21 protein-coding genes and 1 pseudogene are annotated in these 19,423 nt (G+C 70.4%); 10 read left to right on the top strand and 12 right to left on the bottom strand.

Going from position 1 to position 19,423, the window contains the following annotated elements:
- Positions 1–66 precede the first annotated feature (66 nt).
- The 5 genes and pseudogenes from ACIPYT_RS10925 to ACIPYT_RS10905 all read right to left on the bottom strand — a co-directional run bounded on the left by ACIPYT_RS10925 (position 67) and on the right by ACIPYT_RS10905 (position 4,122).
- A pseudogene (locus ACIPYT_RS10925) lies at positions 67–1,141 on the bottom strand (DNA polymerase IV).
- 61 nt (positions 1,142–1,202) lie between these two features.
- The gene (locus ACIPYT_RS10920; RefSeq protein ID WP_401073630.1) at positions 1,203–1,595 is read right to left on the bottom strand and encodes a DUF1304 domain-containing protein; all 393 of its coding nucleotides are present in this window, start codon (positions 1,593–1,595) and stop codon (positions 1,203–1,205) included.
- 41 nt (positions 1,596–1,636) lie between these two features.
- Entirely contained in the window at positions 1,637–2,530 is an 894-nt protein-coding gene (locus ACIPYT_RS10915) for a CPBP family intramembrane glutamic endopeptidase (RefSeq protein ID WP_401073627.1), read from the bottom strand.
- Entirely contained in the window at positions 2,527–3,252 is a 726-nt protein-coding gene (gene trmB / locus ACIPYT_RS10910) for a tRNA (guanosine(46)-N7)-methyltransferase TrmB (protein WP_401073623.1), read from the bottom strand. Before trmB ends, ACIPYT_RS10915 begins: the two co-directional genes overlap by 4 nt.
- Before the next feature lie 30 nt (positions 3,253–3,282).
- The gene (locus tag ACIPYT_RS10905; protein ID WP_401073620.1) at positions 3,283–4,122 is read right to left on the bottom strand and encodes a DUF3097 domain-containing protein; all 840 of its coding nucleotides are present in this window, start codon (positions 4,120–4,122) and stop codon (positions 3,283–3,285) included.
- 122 nt (positions 4,123–4,244) lie between these two features.
- Between ACIPYT_RS10905 and ACIPYT_RS10900 the strand changes: the two genes are divergently transcribed.
- The 4 genes from ACIPYT_RS10900 (at position 4,245) to ACIPYT_RS10885 (ending at position 8,404) form a co-directional block, all read left to right on the top strand.
- Positions 4,245–6,287: a TPM domain-containing protein gene (locus ACIPYT_RS10900; protein ID WP_401073618.1), complete on the top strand. Its 2,043-nt coding sequence runs from the start codon at positions 4,245–4,247 to the stop codon at positions 6,285–6,287.
- Between the two features lie 55 nt (positions 6,288–6,342).
- Entirely contained in the window at positions 6,343–7,089 is a 747-nt protein-coding gene (locus ACIPYT_RS10895) for a PspA/IM30 family protein (protein ID WP_401073616.1), read from the top strand.
- 62 nt (positions 7,090–7,151) lie between these two features.
- The gene (locus tag ACIPYT_RS10890; protein ID WP_401073614.1) at positions 7,152–7,955 is read left to right on the top strand and encodes an arginase family protein; all 804 of its coding nucleotides are present in this window, start codon (positions 7,152–7,154) and stop codon (positions 7,953–7,955) included.
- Positions 7,952–8,404 (top strand): Fe-S oxidoreductase, encoded by a 453-nt coding sequence (locus ACIPYT_RS10885; RefSeq protein ID WP_401073611.1) that lies wholly within the window; start codon positions 7,952–7,954, stop codon positions 8,402–8,404. Before ACIPYT_RS10890 ends, ACIPYT_RS10885 begins: the two co-directional genes overlap by 4 nt.
- Before the next feature lie 13 nt (positions 8,405–8,417).
- Here ACIPYT_RS10885 and ACIPYT_RS10880 read toward each other — a convergent pair whose 3' ends face one another.
- From ACIPYT_RS10880 to ACIPYT_RS10870, 3 genes are read right to left on the bottom strand one after another with little or no spacing between them, the layout of a single operon-like run.
- Positions 8,418–8,888 carry an SIP domain-containing protein gene (locus tag ACIPYT_RS10880; protein WP_401073608.1) on the bottom strand — a complete coding sequence of 157 codons (471 nt, stop codon included), beginning with the start codon at positions 8,886–8,888 and terminating at the stop codon, positions 8,418–8,420.
- Positions 8,889–8,936: 48 nt separating this feature from the next.
- On the bottom strand, positions 8,937–9,656 hold the full coding sequence (locus ACIPYT_RS10875; RefSeq protein ID WP_401073605.1) for a tyrosine-protein phosphatase: 720 nt from the start codon (positions 9,654–9,656) through the stop codon (positions 8,937–8,939).
- Positions 9,653–10,129, bottom strand: a complete 477-nt coding sequence (locus tag ACIPYT_RS10870) for a carboxymuconolactone decarboxylase family protein (protein ID WP_401073602.1) — start codon at positions 10,127–10,129, stop codon at positions 9,653–9,655. The genes ACIPYT_RS10875 and ACIPYT_RS10870 overlap by 4 nt, the downstream gene beginning before the upstream one ends.
- 173 nt (positions 10,130–10,302) lie before the next feature.
- On the opposite strand from ACIPYT_RS10870, the gene ACIPYT_RS10865 reads away from it, so the two are divergent.
- The 6 genes from ACIPYT_RS10865 (at position 10,303) to ACIPYT_RS10840 (ending at position 16,270) form a co-directional block, all read left to right on the top strand.
- The gene (locus ACIPYT_RS10865) at positions 10,303–11,229 is read left to right on the top strand and encodes an alpha/beta fold hydrolase (RefSeq protein WP_401073599.1); all 927 of its coding nucleotides are present in this window, start codon (positions 10,303–10,305) and stop codon (positions 11,227–11,229) included.
- A 93-nt stretch (positions 11,230–11,322) separates the two neighbouring features.
- Complete coding sequence (locus tag ACIPYT_RS10860; RefSeq protein WP_401073596.1) at positions 11,323–12,843, top strand: ABC transporter substrate-binding protein; 1,521 nt, start codon at positions 11,323–11,325, stop codon at positions 12,841–12,843.
- Between the two features lie 16 nt (positions 12,844–12,859).
- A complete protein-coding gene (locus ACIPYT_RS10855) occupies positions 12,860–13,807 on the top strand; it encodes an ABC transporter permease (RefSeq protein ID WP_401073593.1) in 948 nt (315 codons plus the stop codon).
- Positions 13,807–14,673, top strand: coding sequence for an ABC transporter permease (locus ACIPYT_RS10850; RefSeq protein ID WP_401073590.1), 867 nt, complete (start codon positions 13,807–13,809; stop codon positions 14,671–14,673). Before ACIPYT_RS10855 ends, ACIPYT_RS10850 begins: the two co-directional genes overlap by 1 nt.
- Positions 14,670–15,461: an ABC transporter ATP-binding protein gene (locus tag ACIPYT_RS10845; RefSeq protein ID WP_401073587.1), complete on the top strand. Its 792-nt coding sequence runs from the start codon at positions 14,670–14,672 to the stop codon at positions 15,459–15,461. The genes ACIPYT_RS10850 and ACIPYT_RS10845 overlap by 4 nt, the downstream gene beginning before the upstream one ends.
- The gene (locus ACIPYT_RS10840; RefSeq protein ID WP_401073585.1) at positions 15,458–16,270 is read left to right on the top strand and encodes an ABC transporter ATP-binding protein; all 813 of its coding nucleotides are present in this window, start codon (positions 15,458–15,460) and stop codon (positions 16,268–16,270) included. Before ACIPYT_RS10845 ends, ACIPYT_RS10840 begins: the two co-directional genes overlap by 4 nt.
- 6 nt (positions 16,271–16,276) lie before the next feature.
- On the opposite strand, the gene ACIPYT_RS10835 is transcribed toward ACIPYT_RS10840, so the two are convergent.
- The 4 genes from ACIPYT_RS10835 to ACIPYT_RS10820 form a co-directional block, all read right to left on the bottom strand.
- The gene (locus ACIPYT_RS10835) at positions 16,277–16,888 is read right to left on the bottom strand and encodes a GNAT family N-acetyltransferase (protein WP_401073582.1); all 612 of its coding nucleotides are present in this window, start codon (positions 16,886–16,888) and stop codon (positions 16,277–16,279) included.
- A gap of 38 nt (positions 16,889–16,926) precedes the next feature.
- Positions 16,927–17,640, bottom strand: coding sequence for a uracil-DNA glycosylase (locus ACIPYT_RS10830; RefSeq protein WP_401073579.1), 714 nt, complete (start codon positions 17,638–17,640; stop codon positions 16,927–16,929).
- Between the two features lie 2 nt (positions 17,641–17,642).
- On the bottom strand, positions 17,643–18,425 hold the full coding sequence (locus ACIPYT_RS10825; protein ID WP_401073576.1) for an SDR family oxidoreductase: 783 nt from the start codon (positions 18,423–18,425) through the stop codon (positions 17,643–17,645).
- 64 nt (positions 18,426–18,489) lie between these two features.
- The gene (locus ACIPYT_RS10820) at positions 18,490–19,422 is read right to left on the bottom strand and encodes a DMT family transporter (RefSeq protein WP_401073573.1); all 933 of its coding nucleotides are present in this window, start codon (positions 19,420–19,422) and stop codon (positions 18,490–18,492) included.
- Position 19,423 lies beyond the last annotated feature (1 nt).

Raw genomic sequence — 19,423 nt, 5'->3', positions numbered from 1 at the left:
GGCGGTGTCCCTGCGCGCTCGCCGACGCGAGCAGGGACATCGTCTCCTCCCCGCGGGGGCATGGCGTCAGATGCGCCCGCGCACCGGGGTCCGTTCGGCCGCGTCGCCGCCGTCGGGCATGGTCATCTCCGCGCGCACTCCGAGCAACCGCACCTCGCGGTCGGCATCCAGCGTGCGACCGAGCGCGACGGCGGCGGTGATCACGTCGTCACGGGTCATGGTGGGCTCAGCGAGCTTGCGCCCGAACGTCTTGGTCTCGAAAGGCGCGTACCGCACCTTGAGGTGCACCCGCACGACGGGCCTCCCCTCTGCCGCACAATCGTCGAAGGCGTGGCCCGCCAGTTCGCGAAGCGCCGCGTCGACCTCGTCAGGCGTGGTGAGGTTCTGCTGGAACGTCGTCTCCCTGCTGTGGCTGCGGGCGACCCATGGGCTGTCGTCGACCGTCGCAGGGCCGTTGCCCGCACCGAGATCTCGGTACCAGACGCCCATGCGCGGGCCGAACGGCGACCAGAGACTCTCGATCCGCGTCCGCGAGCTCCTGCACGGTCTCGACGCCGAGGCCGGCGAGACGCTTCTGCACCTTGGGACCGACTCCCCAGAGGTCGCGTGTGGGCTTCTCCCCCATCACCGCGAACCAGTTCTCGGCCGTGAGCCGGAACATCCCCCGCGGCTTGCCGAACTCGGTGGCGATCTTCGCGCGCACCTTGTTGTCGCCGATGCCGACCGAGCAGTACAGCCCCGTGGCCTCGAGCACGGCGGACTGCGCGTCGGCGGCGACCTGCTCCGGATCCTCCGTCGCGACACCGAGGAAGCACTCGTCCCACCCGATGATCTCCACGACGACTCCCGGCACCGCTCTGAGTGCGGACATGACCTCTGCCGAGGCCGACTCGTAGGCCTCGTGGTCGACCGGGAGGAAGACCGCGTCATCCGGCGCCTTGCGCGCGGCGATCTTCAGCGGCATCCCCGACCCGATCCCGAACGCCCGGGCCTCGTACGATGCCGTCGACACCACCGCCCGCTCGGTCGGATCACCGCGCCCGCCCACGATCACCGGCAGCCCCGCGAGCTCGGGCCGTCGGAGCACCTCGACCGCCGCGATGAACTGATCCATGTCCACGTGCAGCACCCAGTCGGCCATGCCACGAGTGTGACCTGTCGCGACGGGGATGTCACCCCTCTGCCTCGGATTCGGGCGGCGTTCAGCCCAGGGAGACGCCGACCGCCGTCGCGATCACGGCGAGCAGCGGCAGCGTGCCCTGCATCGCCGCCGCACGGAGCTTCGTGCGGTCGGACAGCACGAGCACCAGGGCCGCGGCCACCATCATCCCGGTGCCCGCGAACACCAGCGTCAGTCCGACCGTCGGCGCACCGACGATCGTGAGACCGATGCCGAGCAGAGTGGTCAGGGCGAGGAAGAGATTGTAGAACCCCTGATTGAACGCGAGCTGCTTCATCGTGATGGCGTCCGCCTCGCTCGCGACGCCGAAGATCTTGCGCGTCTCGGGCTCGGTCCACTTGAGCGACTCGAGGGCGAAGATGAAGACGTGGAAGGCGGCGGCAGCCGCCGCGAGGACGAGGCCTGTGATGAGCATGGCTCGATCGTATCGCCGCCGGACTGTCGGACGCGGACGCCTCAGACCAGGAAGATCGGCAGGAGTCCGGGATTGTGCGCGTGCACGAGCACCGCGAAGACCACGGCGTCGAACAGCAGGTGCACCGTGACGACGTAGGCGAGCGAGTGCGTGCGCAGGAAGATGAACCCCTGCAGCAGCGCGAACGGGATCGTGAGCACGGGGCCCCACTCGCGGTAGCCGAGCTCCCACAGGAACGACACGAACACGATCGCCTGCAGCGCGTTCGCGAGCGCGTCGGGGAAGTGACGGCGCAGCAGCGCGAAGACCGTGCAGATGAAGAACAGCTCGTCCCAGATGCCGACCGCGCCGACGCCCACGAACAGCCGTGCGATGAGGTCGGGGGTGTCGACCACGGGCCAGTTCTGGTAGACGCCGCTGGTGATGAAGTAGAACGGCAGGATCAGCCAGCCGAGAACCAGCACCGCCACGAGCCAGCCCCACTGCAGCCGCCCCCACCGCTCGCCGGTACGCCACGGGAAGCTGATCGCCCTGTCGCGGTAGATGAAGCGCGACACGAGGTACGGCACGGCCACGGCACCGCCGAGCGCCAGCGTGAAGCGGAGCATCGCGAGGTTGTCGAGCTCGGCCGCGAGCGGGATGACGCTCACGACGAGCATCCCGAGCGCGATGAGCGACAGGTCCCGGGTGAGCGAGGGCTGCCGGGAGACGCCGATCACGCGCGCCGTCTCTCGCCGCGAGCCCATGCTCACGACCGCGTCGGGCACGCGCGGGCGGTTCCGCTCCACGAGCCACGCCGACAGGGTGCCGAGGGCCAGCAGCGTCCACCCCAGCCACGGGATCTCGAGCACGAAGAAGGCCGGCGCCGCGAGGCACACGAGCACCGCCGGGGCGAGCCCCGGCCATACGGTCGTCTCGGCGCGGACGGTCGTCACGCGCGGGGCTTCCGGCGGTAGACCAGATCGCGGATGTCCCGGCCCTTCGCGATGCCCTTGCGTTCGAACGCCGTCATGACGCGCCCGTCGAAGCGCGCCGCCCATTCGCCCTCGAACGCCCGCTCGAAGTCGGGTTCGGCGTCGAAGACCTCTCGCATCTGCAGCGCGTAGTCCTCCCAGTCGGTCGCGAGGCGGAGCAGGCCGCCGTCGCGCAGCGCTCGCGCGGCCGTCACGCCGAAACCGGGCCGGATGAGACGACGCTTGGTGTGCTTCTTCTTGTGCCATGGGTCGGAGAAGAAGATCCAGACCTCGGCGGCGGCGCCCTCGGGAAGGTACGAGGAGAGCACCTCCGGAGCATTCGCCTCGACGACGCGGAGGTTGCGCGCATCCTCGCGATCCGCGTCGAGCATGGTGCGCGCGAGTCCGGCGCGGAAGACCTCGACCGCGAGGAAGTCGTCGTCGGGACGCGACGCGGCGGCCGAGACGATCGCGTGCCCCTGACCGGAGCCGATCTCGACGTAGAGGTCGGCGTCGCGGCCGTACTCCGCCGCGGGATCGAGACGGGCCTCGGGGTGCACGGACGTCCACGCGACGTCGCGCGGGACGTCGAGCAGATAGTGCGGTCCGAGCTCCTCGAAGGCGCGCTCCTGCGCGTCGGACATCCGTCCGCTGCGGCGCACGAAGGACACCGGTTCGTCACGGAAGGTACGGGGTTCGGGCATGACTCCAGGGTAGTCGGCGCCCGACCGCCTTCAGGATGCGGGAGCGGTGACGAAGTCGATGAGCTCCTCGACGCGGCCGAGAAGCGTCGGCTCGAGGTCGCGGTACGTGTGCACCTTCGACAGGATGTGCTGCCATGCGCGAGCCGTGTCGGCCTGCGTCTCGTGCGGCCAGCCGAACGCCCGGCAGATCCCGGTCTTCCAGTCGGTCCCCCTCGGGATCTCGGGCCACTTCGCGATGCCGAGGGCACGAGGAGTCACGCACTGCCACACGTCGACGAACGGGTGCCCGACGATCTTGACGTGGCGTCCGTAGGGTCCGCGTGCGACGGCATCCGCGATCCGCGACTCCTTGGAGCCGGCGACCAGGTGGTCGACGAGCACGCCGTAGCGGCGGGTGGCGCTCGGCGGCTCCTCCGCGAGGAGGTCGTCGAGCAGATCCACGCCCTGCAGGTACTCCACGACGACGCCCTCGACGCGCAGGTCGGCGCCCCACACCTTCTCGACGAGCTCGGCGTCGTGCCGCCCCTCTACCAGGATGCGGCTGGGCAGCGCCACACGCGCCCGCTGGTCCCCCACGGCGAAGGACCCGGATGCCGTGCGCTTCGCGCGCTGCTCCTTCGGGGCGGGCGGGGTGAGGCGCACGGCGGCGCCGTCGATCATGAATCCGCCGCCGAGCGGGAACAGGCGCTTCCGCCCGACCCGGTCCTCGAGCTCGACGTTCCCGCCCTGCACCCGGGTGACCGCGCCCACATACCCGTCGGACGCGACCTCGACGACGAGGTCGACCTCGGCCGCGACCTCGGGCACCGGCTTCACGCCGCGCTGCCGCCACCCGGTCGCGAGCACATCAGATCCGTACCTGTCGTCCATGCCCTCCAGCGTATGTGTCTCCGCTGACGGCGAACGGACAACACCCGCCGGAGGCTGTCGCGTGTCGGACTCAGTGCATAGACTCGTGCCATGGGGCTCGGCTGCCGGTCGGAGGGAACGCTATGAAGACACGGTTGCTCGGAGCGGCTGCGCTGGCGACCGCCGCGCTGCTCGGGGCGCTCGTCGCCCCGGCGGCCTACGCGACCGATCCGATCACGCTCGATCCGGGGTACGTGACCGATGACGCCGGCGTGCTCAACCCGACGGAGAAGCAGGCGGTCGAAGACAGACTCGACACCCTGAGCGATGCGGTATCCATCGAGCTGTTCGTCGTGTTCGTCGACGACTTCACCTCTCCGAGCGACAGCGCCGGCTGGGCCGATGCCGTGGCGGAGGCGAACAACCTCGGCTCGGAGCAGTACCTCCTCGCGGTGGCGGTCGACGGGCGCAGCTACTACATCTCCGCGGCCGCCGACGGCCCGCTGAGCGACGCGAAGCTCGACGACATCGAAGACTCGATCCTCCCCCAGATGCGCGACAGCGATTGGAGCGGCGCGGTCATCCTCGCCGCCGACGAGATGCAGGGCGACGGCGGGGCGGGCGCGCTGCGCGCCACGCTCATCGTGGTCGGCGTCATCGTGGCCGGTCTCCTCGTGTGGCTCGTGATCGCGCTGATCGTGCGCTCTCGGCGCAAGGCGGCGGTGCGTGCCCGCGGCGCGATGCCCGAGAGGCCCGATCCGAACGACCCCTTCTCGACGCTGACGGACGAGCAGGTGCAGACCCAGGCGGGTGCCGCCCTCGTTCAGGCCGACGACGCGATCACGTCGAGCCGTGAGGAGCTCGGATTCGCGGTCGCGCAGTTCGGCGAGGAGGCGACGTCGGAGTTCAGCGGCGCGGTCGAGACAGCCAAGGCCAAGATGTCGGAGGCGTTCGACCTCAAGCAGAAGCTCGACGACGAGATCGAGGACACGGTCCACGATCGTCGGGACTGGCATATCCGCATCATCCGACTGTGCGACGAGATCGACGACGTCCTCGACGCCAACACCGAGGCCTTCGACGCGCTCCGCAAGCTCGAGCAGAACGCGCCGCAGGAGCTCGACCGCGTCCGCGCCGAGCGTGCGGCCCTCGATCCCGTTCTGGCCGACGCGTCCGCCGCCCTCGCCGGCCTTGCGGGCACCTACGATCGGAGCGCACTGGTCACGGTCGCCGACAACCCCGCGCAGGCCGCCGAGCGCGCAGCCCTCGCGGATCGCTCGATCGCCGGAGCCGCGCAGGCCATCACGGCGGGGCGCACCGGCGAGGCCGCCTTCGCGATCCGCACCGCCGAGCAGTCCGTGGCCCAGTCCGCGCAGCTCGTGAAGGCGATCACCGACCTCGGCTCCGAGCTCGGCGGCATCGAGTCGCAGGCGCAGGCCCTCGTGGCCGAGCTCCAGGGCGACATCGCGACCGCTCAGGGGATCCCCGACGCCTCGGGGACGATCGGCGGCATCGTCTCCGCCACCGCGGCACAGCTCCAGGCCGCGCAGGCGGAGCTGTCGGGCACAGCGCGGAGCCCGCAACGCGTGCTCGACGCCCTCACGGCGGCGAATACCCAGATCGACGCGGCCATCGCCCAGGGCACCGAGGCCGTCGAACGCACCCGTCGCACGGCGCACATGCTCGACCAGACGCTCGCTCAGGCGGAGTCCGAGATCCGCGCGGCGCGCGAGTACATCGAGACCCGCCGAGGCACGGTCGGGTCGACCGCACGCACCCGGCTCTCCCAGGCCCAGTCCACGCTGACACAGGCGTTGGACCTGCGCTCATCGAACGCCGAGGCCGCGCTCACCGAGGCCGGGCGGGCGCTCGACCTCGCGCGCCAGGCGACGTCATCGGCGCAGGCCGACGTGTCGGCCATGAACCCGAACCGCTACGACGACGGCTGGGGAGGGGGCGGCATCTTCGGCGGCGGCTCCTCGGGCGGCGGTTCCGGCCTCGGCGGAGACATCCTCGGAGGCATCATCGGCGGCCTCCTGTCCGGCGGCGGAGGCGGCGGCTCCACACGACGAAGCAGCAGCTGGCGCTCGAGCGGGGGCGGCGGGTTCCGCAGCTCCGGGTTCGGCGGCGGAGGCGGCAGTCGCTCCAGCGGCCGCAGCGGCCGCTCGGGAGGTCGACGCTTCTGACTCTCCTACACGTCCACCCACAGACCATGACCACGCCCCTTCGAAAGGAACACTCATGACCAAGCAGTCCATCTTCGGACGCATCTCGACCCTCGTCCGCGCGAACATCAACTCGCTCCTGGACTCTGCGGAGGACCCGCAGAAGATGATCGACCAGCTCGTCCGCGACTACACCAACAGCATCGCCGACGCCGAGTCGGCGATCGCCGAGACCATCGGCAACCTGCGCCTGCTCGAGCGCGACCACGAAGAGGACGTCCAGGCGGCCACCGAGTGGGGCAACAAGGCGCTCGCCGCCAGCCGCAAGGCCGACGAGATGCGCACCAGCGGCAACGCCGCCGACGCCGACAAGTTCGACAGCCTCGCCAAGATCGCTCTCCAGCGCCAGATCAGCGCCGAGCGCGAGGCGACGGGTGCCGAGCCGCAGATCGCGTCGCAGACCGAGATCGTCGACAAGCTCAAGTCCGGCCTCAACGGCATGAAGGACAAGCTCGGCGAGCTCAAGAACAAGCGCAGCGAGCTGCTCGCCCGCGCCAAGGTGGCGGAGGCGCAGACCAAGGTGCAGGACGCGGTCTCGTCGATCAACGTGCTCGACCCGACCAGCGAGCTCGGTCGTTTCGAAGACAAGGTCCGTCGCCAGGAGGCGCTGGCCCAGGGCAAGGCCGAGCTGGCCGCATCGAGCCTCGACGCCCAGTTCGAGAGCCTCGAGGACCTCGGCGAGCTCACCGAGGTCGAGGCACGGCTGGCCGAGCTCAAGGCCGGGGGCTCGACCGCGTCGCGCCAGGCCATCGAAGGCTCCTGACACACCCCGCGGATGCCCCGGACTCACGTCCGGGGCATCCGCACTTCCTCCGGGAGGCACCGATGGTGCGTTTTCTCGTCGTCCCGCAGTGGCAGGGCTCCCCCGCCGCGCGCGCGATGCTCCTCGTCGACGGCGCATCCGCGATCGCCGGCGATCTTCCCCGTGCGGCGACCACCGTGCTCGAGGTGCCCGTGGAGGCCGGTGAATCACTCGGCACCGGCGTGCGCAGGCTCAGCGCGCTCCGCCGCACACGTGAACTCGTGGCCGAGAGCATGACCGCCGACACGGTCGTGATCGGCGGCGACTGCAGCGTCACGGTCGCGGCTCTCGCAGCCCTCCCGGGCGGTACCGACGATCTCGCCGTCGTGTGGTGCGATGCGCACGGCGACCTCCACACCCCCGAGACCTCGCCGTCCGGGGCGTTCTCCGGAATGGCGCTCCGTGCCGTGCTCGGCGAGGGCGAGCCGCAGGTGGCGCTGTCCCCCGGCATCCCCCGCGATCGGGTGGTCACGGTCGGCATGCGCACCGTCGACGATGCGGAGGCGCCCGTGCTCGCGGGTCTCTCGCAGCTGTCGGTCGACGACCTCGACCGCGTCGACGCCCTCGCCGATGCCGTGCAGGCCACCGGGGCGAGCCGCGTCTGGGTGCACATCGACGTCGACGTGCTCGATCCCGCGGATCTCTCAGGTGTCTCCGCGGCCGTGCCCTTCGGAGCGGCACCCGCAACGCTCGGCGCTGCGATCCGTGCGCTCCGCGAGCGCGTACCTCTGGCGGGAGCCACGATCGCGGGGTTCGCTCCGCGCTCCCCAGCCGACGCCGTCGACGACCTCGGCGCACTTCTCCGACTGGTCGGGGCCGTGGCGTGAGCACCGACTGGCGTCCCGCCGCCGAGGAGGCGCTCGCCCGCGGGCGACGCATCGATCGGCGCATCCCGTCTGTCCTGCTGCGATCCCCGATCAGCCGCATCGGCTACTGGTGGGGCACCGCCGTCGGCTGGGTGTGGGGATCGCTGTGGAGCACCGGCCCGATCGAGCGTCGCTCAGGCCTGTGGGTGTTCCGCGGCATGCCGAACTGGACCTTCAATCGCGGTGGCGTGTGCGTCGGCGGATGCTTCCTGACCGGCGACGCGCGGCCGACCGATGCCGTGCTGCGGCACGAGGCGGTGCACAAGGCGCAGTGGCTGCGCTATGGGTTCCTGATGCCAGTGCTCTACGCGCTCGCAGGACGAGATCCGCTACGGAACCGCTTCGAGATCGAGGCCGGACTCGAAGACGGCAACTACGTCCGCCGAGGTGCGCCGAGATCGCAGCGCTAGCCGAAGAGAGCGCTCAGCGCTCGATCGGAAGCAGCCCGAAGCGCTCGGGAGCGTGGATGCGCGTCGGCGCGATCTCGAGGTCGCCCGTGAGGTGCTCGATGATGTCGGCCGTGCCGAGGTAGCCGCCGAGCAGCGTGACGTGCGTCTCGAACTCCTCGTCGCACAGCATCTCGTCGGCCCACGCGCAGGTCGCGCGGGCGAGAGCCTGACCCGGAGCACATGCGCGCCCTGTCCCCGGCATGCCCGAGCGACGATCGCGCGCGAGCCACGTGACCGTCATGCGGCCCGGGGCGTCGATCACTCCGATGTCGCTCGTCTCGGCGACCTCGATGAAGATGCGTCCGGAGGCGCAGAGCGGCAGCGTCGCGAGGAAGGCCTCGAGCTCGGCGAGCGAGTTCTCGTCGGCGGTCACGAGGTGGTGCGCAGCGCGACGCGCGGCACGGCGCTCGGCGCGCGTGCTACGGGTCTCGACGGTGATGCTCATGATGAGTCCATGCTACACCACGCGAAGGGTTGCCTAACCTTGGTCGCACTATTCCGTCATAACCGACTCGACGAGCGCGTCGTGCAGCGCCTCGAGCTCGGCATCCGTCATCCCCTGGGCGCGGAGATACTCCCGCGCCGAGCCCCATCGTTCGTCGACGGCGTCGAGCAGCCCGCGCATGACCGGGGCGGGCGACTGCGTGGCGAGCGCCACGGCATGCACGGCCTCGGGATGCTGCGCCGTCAGGTACGCGGCGATGCGACGCGATCGCTCGGGCGGCAGCTGCGACTCGGTGAGCGCATAGTCGGCGATGATCGACTCGCGGTCCGCGTCGACCGCGGCGAGCGCGAGTGCCACCGTCACGCCCGTGCGATCCTTGCCGACGGTGCAGTGCACCAGCGTCGGCTCCCCCGCGGCGATCACCCGGATCGCCGCGACGATCCGCTCCCCGCTCTCCTCCAGCAGGTGCAGGTACAGGTCGTGGAGGCTCGTGTCGCTCTCGAAGAACGAGCGGACGGAACCCAGGAACAGCGGCAGATGCGTGGTGGTGGGGCCTTCGATCCCGCTGGGCTCGGCAGCGACCTCCTCGCCGTCGCGAAGGTCGACGATGTGCGCGACGCGATGCCGCAGCGCGTCGGCGCCGGCCGTGGTCGCCCCCGACAGCTGACCGGAGCGCAGCAGCACGCCGGAACGGATGCGGCCTCCGACGGCGGGCATCCCCCCGACGTCCCGCACATTCGTGACGCCGTCGATCTCGAGGATCGTCATGCCTGCGCCTGCGGCGTGCGCGGCGGCACGGGGTACCGCCCCGCGATCACGACGCGGTTGAAGGCGTTGATCGAGACGCACGCCCAGCTCAACGCCGCGTACTCCTTCTCGGTGAAGACAGCGCCGACGCGGTTGTACAGGTCATCGGAGATCCCGTCCTCCGAGATGAACGTGAACGCCTCGGCGAGCTCGAGCGCCGCCTGCTCCCGTTCGCTGAACACGTCGCTCTCGCGCCAGGAGGCGATCTGCATCATCGTGTCGGCGTCGATCCCGGCGGCGACCGCACGGTCGACGTGCACACGCGTGCAGTACGCGCATCCGTTCAGCTGCGACGAGTGGATCATGACGAGTTCCTTGAGCCGATCGTCGATGCCGTTCGCCGCGCAGATCTGCCCGACGGTCCTCGCGAACGCGTCGAGCGCCTGGTAGGCGGTCGGCTCGGTCTTGGAGAGGTGCACTCGCGTCTCGCTCATGGCTCCATGATATTGCGCGTCGATGTCGACGGAGCGGCACGACTCCGCCTGCGCGCGGAATGCATGAAGCACACCTTCATCGACGAATCGACAGCACTATGCACTGCCTGAATGACGAACGACTTGTCGTACTGCTCTCGTATTTCTCGACGGGGTCTGCCGCAGTGGAGAATATGCAGGTGGCGACCGACATCACCGAGTTCAGCTATCTTCCCGCGCAGGCCGAGGCGTACGGCGTTTCCGTGCCGCCCGTCGAGCGGCTCTCCCTCGCTCTCGCCGACGGCCGCACGATCAGTGCTCTCCGTTTCGGCACGGAGCCTCCGCGGATCACCCTCCTGCACGGCGCAGGGCTCAACGCGCACACCTGGGACACCACTGTCCTCGCCCTCGGCGACTCCGCCCTCGTCTTCGATCTCGCAGGCCACGGGGACTCCTCCTGGCGGAGCGACCTCGACTACTCTCCGCGCACCCTGGCGTCCGACGTCGCGACGGCGCTCGACGCCTGGACGGACGCGCCGCAGATCGTGGTCGGCCAGTCGCTCGGAGGCCTGACCGGCGCGGCGCTCGCGGCATCGCGCCCCGACCTGGTCGCCGAGCTCCTCGTGGTCGACATCACTCCGGGGATCGACACGTCAGCCGGCCCCGCGGCGCTGCGGGAGTTCTACGCCGGGCCCACGGACTTCGCGAGCCGCGACGAGCTGGTCGACCGTGCGATCGCATTCGGGTTCGGCGGCGCGCGTGCCGACACCGAGCGCGGGGTCTTCCACAACACGCGCGTCCGCGCCGACGGCCGGGTCGAGTGGAAGCACCACTTCGCCCATCTCGCCGCCCAGGCGCTCGCGGCGCACGCCCCCGGCGATGCCGCCTCGCCGTCGATCCTCAGCGCATCGGGGTGGGACGATCTCGCACGCACGGCCGCGCCCGTCACGCTGATCCGTGCCGTGCACGGCTTCGTCTCGGCCGCGGATGCCGAGGAGTTCGCGCGCCGGCTCCCCGATGCTCGCGTCCTCGCACTCGATGCCACGCACAACGTCCAGGAGACGGCACCCGGCGCCCTCGCCGAGATCATCTCCGCGGCTCGCTCCTCGCAGGGTTTGTGACCTTCCGTTCCATCACCGGCCCTCCCCCTCCCGCTCATCCCTAGGCTCGTTCCACCGGCACACAGCACCTGCCGCACCGAGAGGAAACCACCCATGTCCCGACGTATCAGGCGACTCGCAGTCATCTCCGCGATCGCCGCGAGCGCGATCGTCCTCAGCGCCTGCTCCGGCGCCTCCCAGCCCGAGACCACCGCGCCCGTCGGCGACCCCGACCCGAATGCGACGCTGCAGGTCGGCCTGGTGCTCGAGCCCACCAACCTCGACATCCGGCACACCAGCGGCGCCGCGCTCGAGCAGATCCTCATCGACAACATCTACGAGGGTCTCGTGAGCCGCACGGAGGACAACGAGATCGTGCCGCGACTCGCCTCCGACTACGAGGTGTCCGGTGACGGCCTGACGTACACGTTCACGCTGAACGACGGCATCGTGTTCCACAGCGGCGCCGCGCTCACCTCCGCCGACGTCGTGTCCTCGTACGAGGCCGTGCGCACGGACGCGACGCTGCAGGGCAACGCCGAGTTCGCCGCGGTCGCCTCGATCACGGCCCCCGACGCGACGACCGTGCAGATCGTGCTCACCGAGCCGAACCAGAACTTCCTGTTCGCGCTCACAGGTCCCGCCGGCCTCGTGTTCCAGACCGGTGACACGACCGACCTCAAGACCGCCGAGAACGGCACGGGTCCCTTCACCCTGACCCGCTGGAGCAAGGGCAGCTCGATCACCTTCGCGCGCAACGACGCCTACTGGGGCGAGCCCGCCGGCGTCGCCGAGGTCGAGTTCCAGTACATCCCCGACTTCACGGCCGGAGTGAACACGGCGCTCGACGGTGGGGTCCAGGTGCTCACCGCGGTCGATCCGAACCTCGCCCCTCAGCTCGAGGACTCCGGCGACTTCACGCTCACGACGGGACGCACGACCGACAAGGCGACGCTCGCGTTCAACAACGCCAAAGCCCCGCTCGACGACGTGCGCGTGCGCGAGGCGCTCCGCCTGGCGATCGACCACGAGTCGCTGGTCGAGGCGGTCGGCGCCGGGTCCACGCTCTACGGTCCGATCCCCGAGCTCGATCCGGGATACGAAGACCTGTCGGACGTGATCTCGTACGACCCCGAGAAGGCCAAGGAGCTCCTCGCGGAAGCAGGTCAGGAAGACCTCGAGCTCACCCTCACGATCCCGAGCTTCTACGGCACCACTGTGCCGAAGGTGCTGATCTCCGACTTCAACAAGGTCGGCGTCACGCTCGACGTGGACTCGGTGGAGTTCCCGACCTGGCTCGAGGACGTGTACACGAACCACGACTACGACCTGAGCTTCGTGCTGCACGTCGAGCCGCGTGACTTCGGCAACTTCGCGAACCCCGACTACTACTTCGGCTACGACAACGCCGAGGTGCAGGACCTCTACACGAAGGCTCTGGCCGAGGTCGACCCCGACGAGTCCGCGAAGCTCCTCGCCGAAGCCGCCCATCTCGTGTCGGAGGATCACGCGGCCGACTGGCTGTACAACGGCGCGACGATCACCGCGGTGAGTCCGCTCGTGAGCGGGTTCCCGCAGGACTCGATCAACTCCCGCATCGATCTGGCCGGCGTGACCGTCGCCGCCGAGCAGTGATCGCGGCGCACCCGTCGTGATCCGCTACACGCTCGTCCGAGGAGCCCTGCTCATCGCAGGGCTCCTCGTGTCGAGCGTGCTGATCTTCCTCACTTTGCGGGTGTTCCCGGGCGACGTCGCGCAACTGATCGCCGGCACCCAGGCGTCACCCGCCGAGGTCGAGGCGCTGCGCGAATCGCTCGGACTCAACCGACCGCTCCCCCAGCAGTACGCGGAATGGATCGGAGGGATCCTCCGGGGCGACCTCGGCACGTCGCTGCTGTCCGGGGCCTCGGTCGGCGACGAACTGGCGCAGAAGGCGCAGGTCACCGTCCCGCTCGGCATCATGTCGTTGCTGATCGCGCTGCTGATCGCCGTGCCCTTCGGCATCCTCGCGGCTCTTCGTCGGGGCCGCGTCGGAGGCACCGCGCTGAGCGTCGGCGCCCAGGCACTCGCCGCGGTGCCCGTGGTGTGGGCGGGGATGATGCTCATCGTCGTCTTCTCGGTCTGGCTGGGTTGGCTCCCGCCGCAGGGCTTCCCGCGCACGGGGTGGAGCACCCCGGGCGCGGCGATCGAGTCGCTGCTGCTCCCCGCGCTCACGATCGGCGTCGTGGAGGGCGCGATGCTCATGCGCTTCGTGCGCAGCGCGACGCTCCAGGCCGCGGGGCAGGACTTCGTGCGCACCGCCGCCGCCAAGGGCCTCACCCGCACGCGTGCGCTGATCTCGCACGGCATCCCGGCCGTCGGACTGTCGATCGTCACGGTGCTCGGTCTCCAGGTCGCCGGCATCATCGTCGGCTCGGTCGTGATCGAGCAGCTGTTCACCCTGCCCGGTATCGGACGGATGCTCGTGACCGATGTCGGCACCCGCGACCTCATCAAGGTCCAGAGCGAGCTGCTGGTCCTCACGGGCTTCGTGCTCGTGATCGGCTTCGCCGTCGACCTGATCCATCGGGCCATCGACCCGCGGCAGGGGGAGGCCTGATGCCCGTCTGGCTCACACGCCTGTGGAGCGGTGCGACCGGTCGCTTCGGACTCCTCGTCGTCGCCGTGATCGCGGTCACCGCTCTCGTCTCTCTGTTCTGGACACCGTTCGATCCGCAGAACAGCGACATCGCCTCCCGGTGGGCCGTGCCCGGTTGGCCGCACCTGCTCGGCACCGACGACACCGGCCGTGACATCCTCAGCCTGCTCATGGCCGGCGCGCGCACCACCGTCTTCGTCAGCATCGGCGCCGGGATCGTGGCGACGATCGTCGGAATCGCCCTCGCGGCGCTCGGCGCACTCACCGCCCGGTGGCTCCGTGAGACCGTGGCCGTGCTCGTCGACATTCTCATCGCATTCCCCGTGCTCCTCATCGCGATGATGATCTCCTCGGTCTGGGGGGGCTCGCTCTGGGTCGTGATCTGGGCGGTCGGCATCGGGTTCGGCGTCAACATCGCACGCGTGACGCGGCCGGAGCTGCGACGGGTGCAGCAGAGCGACTTCGTGCTCGCCGCCCGGGCATCCGGCCTCACGACGACCCAGAACCTGACCCGTCACCTCCTGCCCAACGTCGCGCCCGTGTTCATCGTGCAGCTGTCGTGGTCGATGGCGGTGGCTGTGCTGGCCGAGGCGGGCTTGTCGTACCTCGGATTCGGCGCCTCGGTCGTCGATCCGAGCTGGGGACTCCTGCTGGCCGATCTGCAGCGGTACATCGGCGTGCATCCGCTCTCTGTCATCTGGCCGGGACTCGCCATCACGATCACGGTGCTGGCGCTCAACCTCCTCGGCGACGGTCTGCGCGAGGCGACCGACCCGACTCTGCGGCACCGCGCCGCCGAGACCCACACCCCGGCGGTGGTCGCATGAGTCTGATCGTCGACGGTCTCGTGATCGAGATCGACGGGCGACGCGTCGTCGACGGCATCTCGTTCGAGGTCCCCGACGGCGCGCGCCTGGGACTCATCGGCGAGTCCGGCTCGGGGAAGTCGCTCACCGCCCTCGCGATCCTCGGCCTGTTGCCCGAAGGCGCCGTCGCGAGCGGGAGCATCCGCTGGCGCGGCACCGAGCTGATCGGGATGCCGGATCGCGAGCTCGCGCGCCTGCGCGGCGACGAGATCGGCATCGTCTTCCAGGAGCCCCGCACGGCGCTCAATCCGATCCGCACGGTGGGGCGTCAGATCGCCGAGTCCGTGCGCATCCACGAACGGATCGACCGTCGGGCGGCCCGGCAGCGTGCGATCGAGGAGGCCGCGCGCGTGCGACTGCCCGACCCGGCGTCGATCGTCGACCGCTACCCGCATCAGCTGTCGGGTGGCCAGCGTCAACGCGTCGCGATCGCGATGGCCCTCGCCTGCCGACCGCAGCTCCTGATCGCCGACGAGCCCACCACCGCCCTCGACGTCACGATCCAGGCCGAGATCCTCGACCTGCTCCTCTCACTCGTCGACCAGCACGGCATGTCGCTCGTGTTCATCACCCACGACCTCGCCGTGCTCGCACAGGTCGCGACGCACGGGGTCGTACTGGAGCACGGACGCGTCGTCGAGGCCGCCCCGGTGAGCACACTGCTCACCGCGCCGACATCGCCGATCACGCAGGGCCTGCTCCGCGACGCGACCGCGACGCTGTGGCGACCGGACGGGGAGTCGGCATGAGCCTGATCGAGGCGCGCGGACTGAGCCGCGAGTTCGTCGTGCCCAAGCGTGCGGCGTTCGAGCGCACGCGACGCCAGCTCGCACTGCACCCCACCGATCTGGACGTCGCCGAGGGGTCGGCGCTCGGCATCATCGGCGAGTCGGGTTCGGGCAAGTCGACGCTCGTACGACTGCTCCTCGGCCTCGACCGACCGACCGACGGCACCGTCGCGATCGACGGTCGACAGGTCGACGCCGCGGCATCGGCGCGCTCGCTGCACTGGTTGCGACGCGAGACCGGTCTGGTGTTCCAGGACCCCTACGCCTCACTCGATCCCCGCATGACCGCGGGGCGCATCATCGCGGAGCCGCTGTGGGCTCTCGACATCGACGGCGACCGTCGCGCGCGCGTGCGCGAGGTGCTGATCCAGGTCGGTCTCGATCCCGCGATGGCCGACCGCTATCCGCACGAGTTCTCGGGCGGTCAGCGGCAGCGCATCGCTCTGGCCAGGGCGATCGTGCATCGTCCGCGGATCCTCGTGGGCGACGAACCGCTGTCGGCCCTGGATGTGACCGTGCGGGCGCAGATCCTCGAACTGCTGATCGAGCTGCGCCGCACCACCGCCCTCACGCTGTTGCTCGTCTCCCACGACCTCGGAGTCGTTCAGCACCTGTGCGACACGGTCGTCGTCATGAAGGACGGCCGCATCGTCGAGCGCGGGCATACCTCCGAGGTGCTGCAGCGGCCGACCGAGGACTACACCAGGGCGCTGCTGGCCGCCATTCCCGTCATCCCCGACGTACCGGGGCGGCCGGTGTCCGACGCGTGAACCGCGTCAGCGCCCGGCGCCGAAGAACCGGCGACGCCGGCTCGGACGCAGCGCCTTGCGCATGTAGACCGTGCCGAGGTCGCGACCGAACTTGTGCCCGACCCGGCCCATGCGGCCCGCCTCGACGAAGCCGAGGCGGGCATGCAGTCGGATCGACGCGTCGGCCTTCGTATCGCTGATGACGGCGACCATCTCGCGGATGCCGAGCTGTTCACAGGCATCGATGAGCGCCTGCAGCAGCACGCTGCCCAGCCCTTTGCCGCCGGCGCCGGGGCCGAGGTAGATCGAGTCCTCCACCGTGTAGCGGTAAGCGTTCTTCCCTGCCCACGGCTGCGCCAGGGCATAGCCGAGCACCGCGCCGGACGGCGACACCGCGACCAGGAACGGCAGGCCGAGACGCGAGAGCATCGCGAACTTGTCGCGCCAGTACGGGATGCTGCTGCGCCGCTCGTCGAGCGTGACGACGGAGTTGCTCACGAAATGGTTGTAGATCTCGCGCACGTGCGGGAGGTCCCCCGGACGCACCGGTCGTATCGAGTACGAGAACACATCGGGTGCCTCCTGCGGACGCAGATGGCGCGGCAGCACGCGACGACGATCCCCGGGTTCGAACTGCATGCGCTCAGCTTAGGGCGCGCCGCCGCCATGCCGCTCGGTCAACCGTCCGTGACGCGCTCACCCGCGACCCGCCAGTCGACGGGCTCGGACCCGAGCCCCTCGAGCAGCGCGTTCGCCCGCGAGAACGGGCGAGAGCCGAAGAAACCCCGGCTCGCCGACAGCGGAGACGGATGCGCCGATGCGATCGTCGGTGTGGGCCCGAGCAGGGGCTGCAGCCCCGCGGCATCCTTGCCCCAGAGGATCGCGACGAGCGGCTCGTCGCGCGCCGCGAGAGCGCGGATGGCGAGCTCGGTGACCTTCTCCCAGCCCCAGCCGCGATGCGACGCGGCCTCCCCGGGGCTCACGGTCAGCACCCGGTTCAGCAGCAGCACGCCCTGGTCGCTCCACGCGGTCAGGTCGCCGTGGGGTGCGGGCGGGAGGCCCAGGTCGCTCTGTCGCTCCTTGTAGATGTTGCCGAGACTCCGCGGCAGCGGCCGCACGGCGGCGTCGACCGCGAACGAGAGACCGATCGCGTGCCCCGGCGTGGGGTACGGGTCCTGCCCGGTGATGAGCACCTTCACGTCGGCGAGCGGACGCCGGAACGCACGGAGCACGTGCTCCCCCGACGGCAGGTATCCGCGACCGGCGGCCTGCTCGGCACGGAGCCGATCACCCAGTTCGGAGATCGTGTCCTGCGCCGGCGCGAGCGCGTCGGCCCACCCGGGGTCGATCAACCCGTCGGCGGCGAGCTCGGCGAGGGTGCGCGGCGGCATCGTCATTCGGCCGGGCGGACCCGGAGCGGGCCGCGGGCGAGCAGATGGTTCGCCGACTGGGCCACCGGTCGCATGGTGATGAGGTCGAGGTTGACGTGGCCGGGGGCGTCGAGCGCGTAGGCGATCACGTCGGCGACGTCGTCGGCGAGCAACGGCGCCTCGACGCCCGAGTAGACGGCTTCGGCAGCGGCCGTGTCGCCGCCGAGGCGGTTGAGCGTGAACTCCTCGGTGTGCACGAGACCGGGCGCGACCTCGGCGACGCGGATGGGCTCGCCGTTGAGCTCGAGGCGCAGCGCGTGCACCAGCATCGACTCCGCGGCCTTGGCGGCGTTGTAGCCCGCACCGCCCGGGTAGGCGACCTGCGCGGCCGTCGACGTTACGAACAGGGTGTCGGCGTGGCCGTCGGTTGCCGCCGCGCGCCGCAGAAGGGGAAGGAGTCCGGCCACGAGCCGCTGCGTCGCGAGCACGTTCGCGTCATACATCCACTGCCAGTCGGCGGTGACCCCGTCTTCGACCCGGTCGGTGCCGCGCGCCCCTCCCGCCACCTGCACGAGCGCGTGCACAGGCCCCGTGGCGTCGAGTTCCTCGACCAGGGCGGCGACGGCGACCGGATCGGTCAGATCGCATGCGATGGCAGAGGCACCGGTCTCGGCGACGAGGGCGGCGAGACGCTGCTCACGTCGCGCGACGCCGACGACGTCCCACCCCCGAGCACGCAGCGCGCGCACCGTGGCCTCCCCGATCCCCGAGCTCGCACCGGTCACGACTGCACGCCTGTTCGCCATGCCTCCACCGTACGATGTTCCGTGCCGCAGCGCGGTTCGCGCGCGGCGTTGCGCCGGCCTCCGTTCAGCGCTCGCGCTGTCCCACCGCCGCGTCAGCCCGCTGAGCCGAGCTCTCGACCGCGAGCACGACGGCGACCCCGGCTCCGCAGAGCAGATAGCCGAGGACGGTCTCGAGCGTGAGGGGTTCGTCGAGCAGCAGCGCCCCGGCGAGCGAGGTGACGGGGGCGATGAGGAACAGGAGCGCCTGGAGCGCGGTGACACCGATCCGTCGCAGCAGCCACCAGTACAGCCCGTACGCCGCGAGAGTCGGGAACACGGCCGTCAGCGCGACCGCGATCCAGAACGATCCCGAGGCCGGGGGCGTCAGGGTGCCGGTGCTCATGGCGATCACGAGGAACAGCGCGGCCGCGACGGACACGTGCACGGCCAGAGTCAGCAGCACGGGGCCTGAGACGGCGTGCCTGCGCTGCAGGAGCGTGCCGACGATGAGGCAGACCATCGCCAGCACCGGCAGCACGTACGCCACGGGGGCAGCGGGCGAGGATCCGAACTGGGAGCGGACGACGAGCAGCACGCCGATCGCGCCGATGCCGAGACCGACCCATTGCGATCCCCGCACGCGGAGACCCAGCACCGGCCCCGCGAGCACCGCCACGACGAGCGGCTGAACGGCGTCGATCAGCGCGACGGTGCCGGTCGCGATACCCGCGGCGACCGCGCCGTACACGGCGATGCAGTATCCGAACTGCGCGAACAGGCCGATCGTCGCCTGCACCCCGAGATCGCGGATGCTCGTGCCGCGCCCCGCGCCGGAGATGGCGACGAGTCCCACGAGCAGGATCGCGAGGGGAACGAACCGCCACACCAGCAGAGTCAGCGGCGAGACCTCCGTCGTCGCGAAGGCCGGGATGACGAACCCCGAGCTCCAGCTCGCGACGAACGCGCCGGCGGCCGTCACCGTGACGATCCGCGGAAGTATACCGATCTGTTTACTCATG

The sequence above is a fragment of the Microbacterium sp. NPDC089695 genome (genome assembly GCF_044749085.1).
Lineage (GTDB): Bacteria > Actinomycetota > Actinomycetes > Actinomycetales > Microbacteriaceae > Microbacterium.
The sequence above is the reverse complement of the archived record's forward strand: the minus strand, read 5'-3'. Positions and strand labels throughout refer to the sequence as shown.

What these genes read in the sequence shown, in the direction of transcription:
- ACIPYT_RS10920 (WP_401073630.1), bottom strand. Translation starts at nt 1,595, where the DNA reads ATGCTCATCACAGGCCTCGTCCTCGCGGCGGCTGCCGCCGCCTTCCAC.
- trmB (WP_401073623.1), bottom strand. Translation starts at nt 3,252, where the DNA reads ATGCCCGAACCCCGTACCTTCCGTGACGAACCGGTGTCCTTCGTGCGC.
- ACIPYT_RS10905 (WP_401073620.1), bottom strand. Translation starts at nt 4,122, where the DNA reads ATGGACGACAGGTACGGATCTGATGTGCTCGCGACCGGGTGGCGGCAG.
- ACIPYT_RS10900 (WP_401073618.1), top strand. Translation starts at nt 4,245, where the DNA reads ATGAAGACACGGTTGCTCGGAGCGGCTGCGCTGGCGACCGCCGCGCTG.
- ACIPYT_RS10895 (WP_401073616.1), top strand. Translation starts at nt 6,343, where the DNA reads ATGACCAAGCAGTCCATCTTCGGACGCATCTCGACCCTCGTCCGCGCG.
- ACIPYT_RS10890 (WP_401073614.1), top strand. Translation starts at nt 7,152, where the DNA reads ATGGTGCGTTTTCTCGTCGTCCCGCAGTGGCAGGGCTCCCCCGCCGCG.
- ACIPYT_RS10880 (WP_401073608.1), bottom strand. Translation starts at nt 8,888, where the DNA reads ATGAGCATCACCGTCGAGACCCGTAGCACGCGCGCCGAGCGCCGTGCC.
- ACIPYT_RS10875 (WP_401073605.1), bottom strand. Translation starts at nt 9,656, where the DNA reads ATGACGATCCTCGAGATCGACGGCGTCACGAATGTGCGGGACGTCGGG.
- ACIPYT_RS10870 (WP_401073602.1), bottom strand. Translation starts at nt 10,129, where the DNA reads ATGAGCGAGACGCGAGTGCACCTCTCCAAGACCGAGCCGACCGCCTAC.
- ACIPYT_RS10865 (WP_401073599.1), top strand. Translation starts at nt 10,303, where the DNA reads ATGCAGGTGGCGACCGACATCACCGAGTTCAGCTATCTTCCCGCGCAG.
- ACIPYT_RS10860 (WP_401073596.1), top strand. Translation starts at nt 11,323, where the DNA reads ATGTCCCGACGTATCAGGCGACTCGCAGTCATCTCCGCGATCGCCGCG.
- ACIPYT_RS10850 (WP_401073590.1), top strand. Translation starts at nt 13,807, where the DNA reads ATGCCCGTCTGGCTCACACGCCTGTGGAGCGGTGCGACCGGTCGCTTC.
- ACIPYT_RS10845 (WP_401073587.1), top strand. Translation starts at nt 14,670, where the DNA reads ATGAGTCTGATCGTCGACGGTCTCGTGATCGAGATCGACGGGCGACGC.
- ACIPYT_RS10840 (WP_401073585.1), top strand. Translation starts at nt 15,458, where the DNA reads ATGAGCCTGATCGAGGCGCGCGGACTGAGCCGCGAGTTCGTCGTGCCC.
- ACIPYT_RS10835 (WP_401073582.1), bottom strand. Translation starts at nt 16,888, where the DNA reads ATGCAGTTCGAACCCGGGGATCGTCGTCGCGTGCTGCCGCGCCATCTG.
- ACIPYT_RS10830 (WP_401073579.1), bottom strand. Translation starts at nt 17,640, where the DNA reads ATGCCGCCGCGCACCCTCGCCGAGCTCGCCGCCGACGGGTTGATCGAC.
- ACIPYT_RS10825 (WP_401073576.1), bottom strand. Translation starts at nt 18,425, where the DNA reads ATGGCGAACAGGCGTGCAGTCGTGACCGGTGCGAGCTCGGGGATCGGG.
- ACIPYT_RS10820 (WP_401073573.1), bottom strand. Translation starts at nt 19,422, where the DNA reads ATGAGTAAACAGATCGGTATACTTCCGCGGATCGTCACGGTGACGGCC.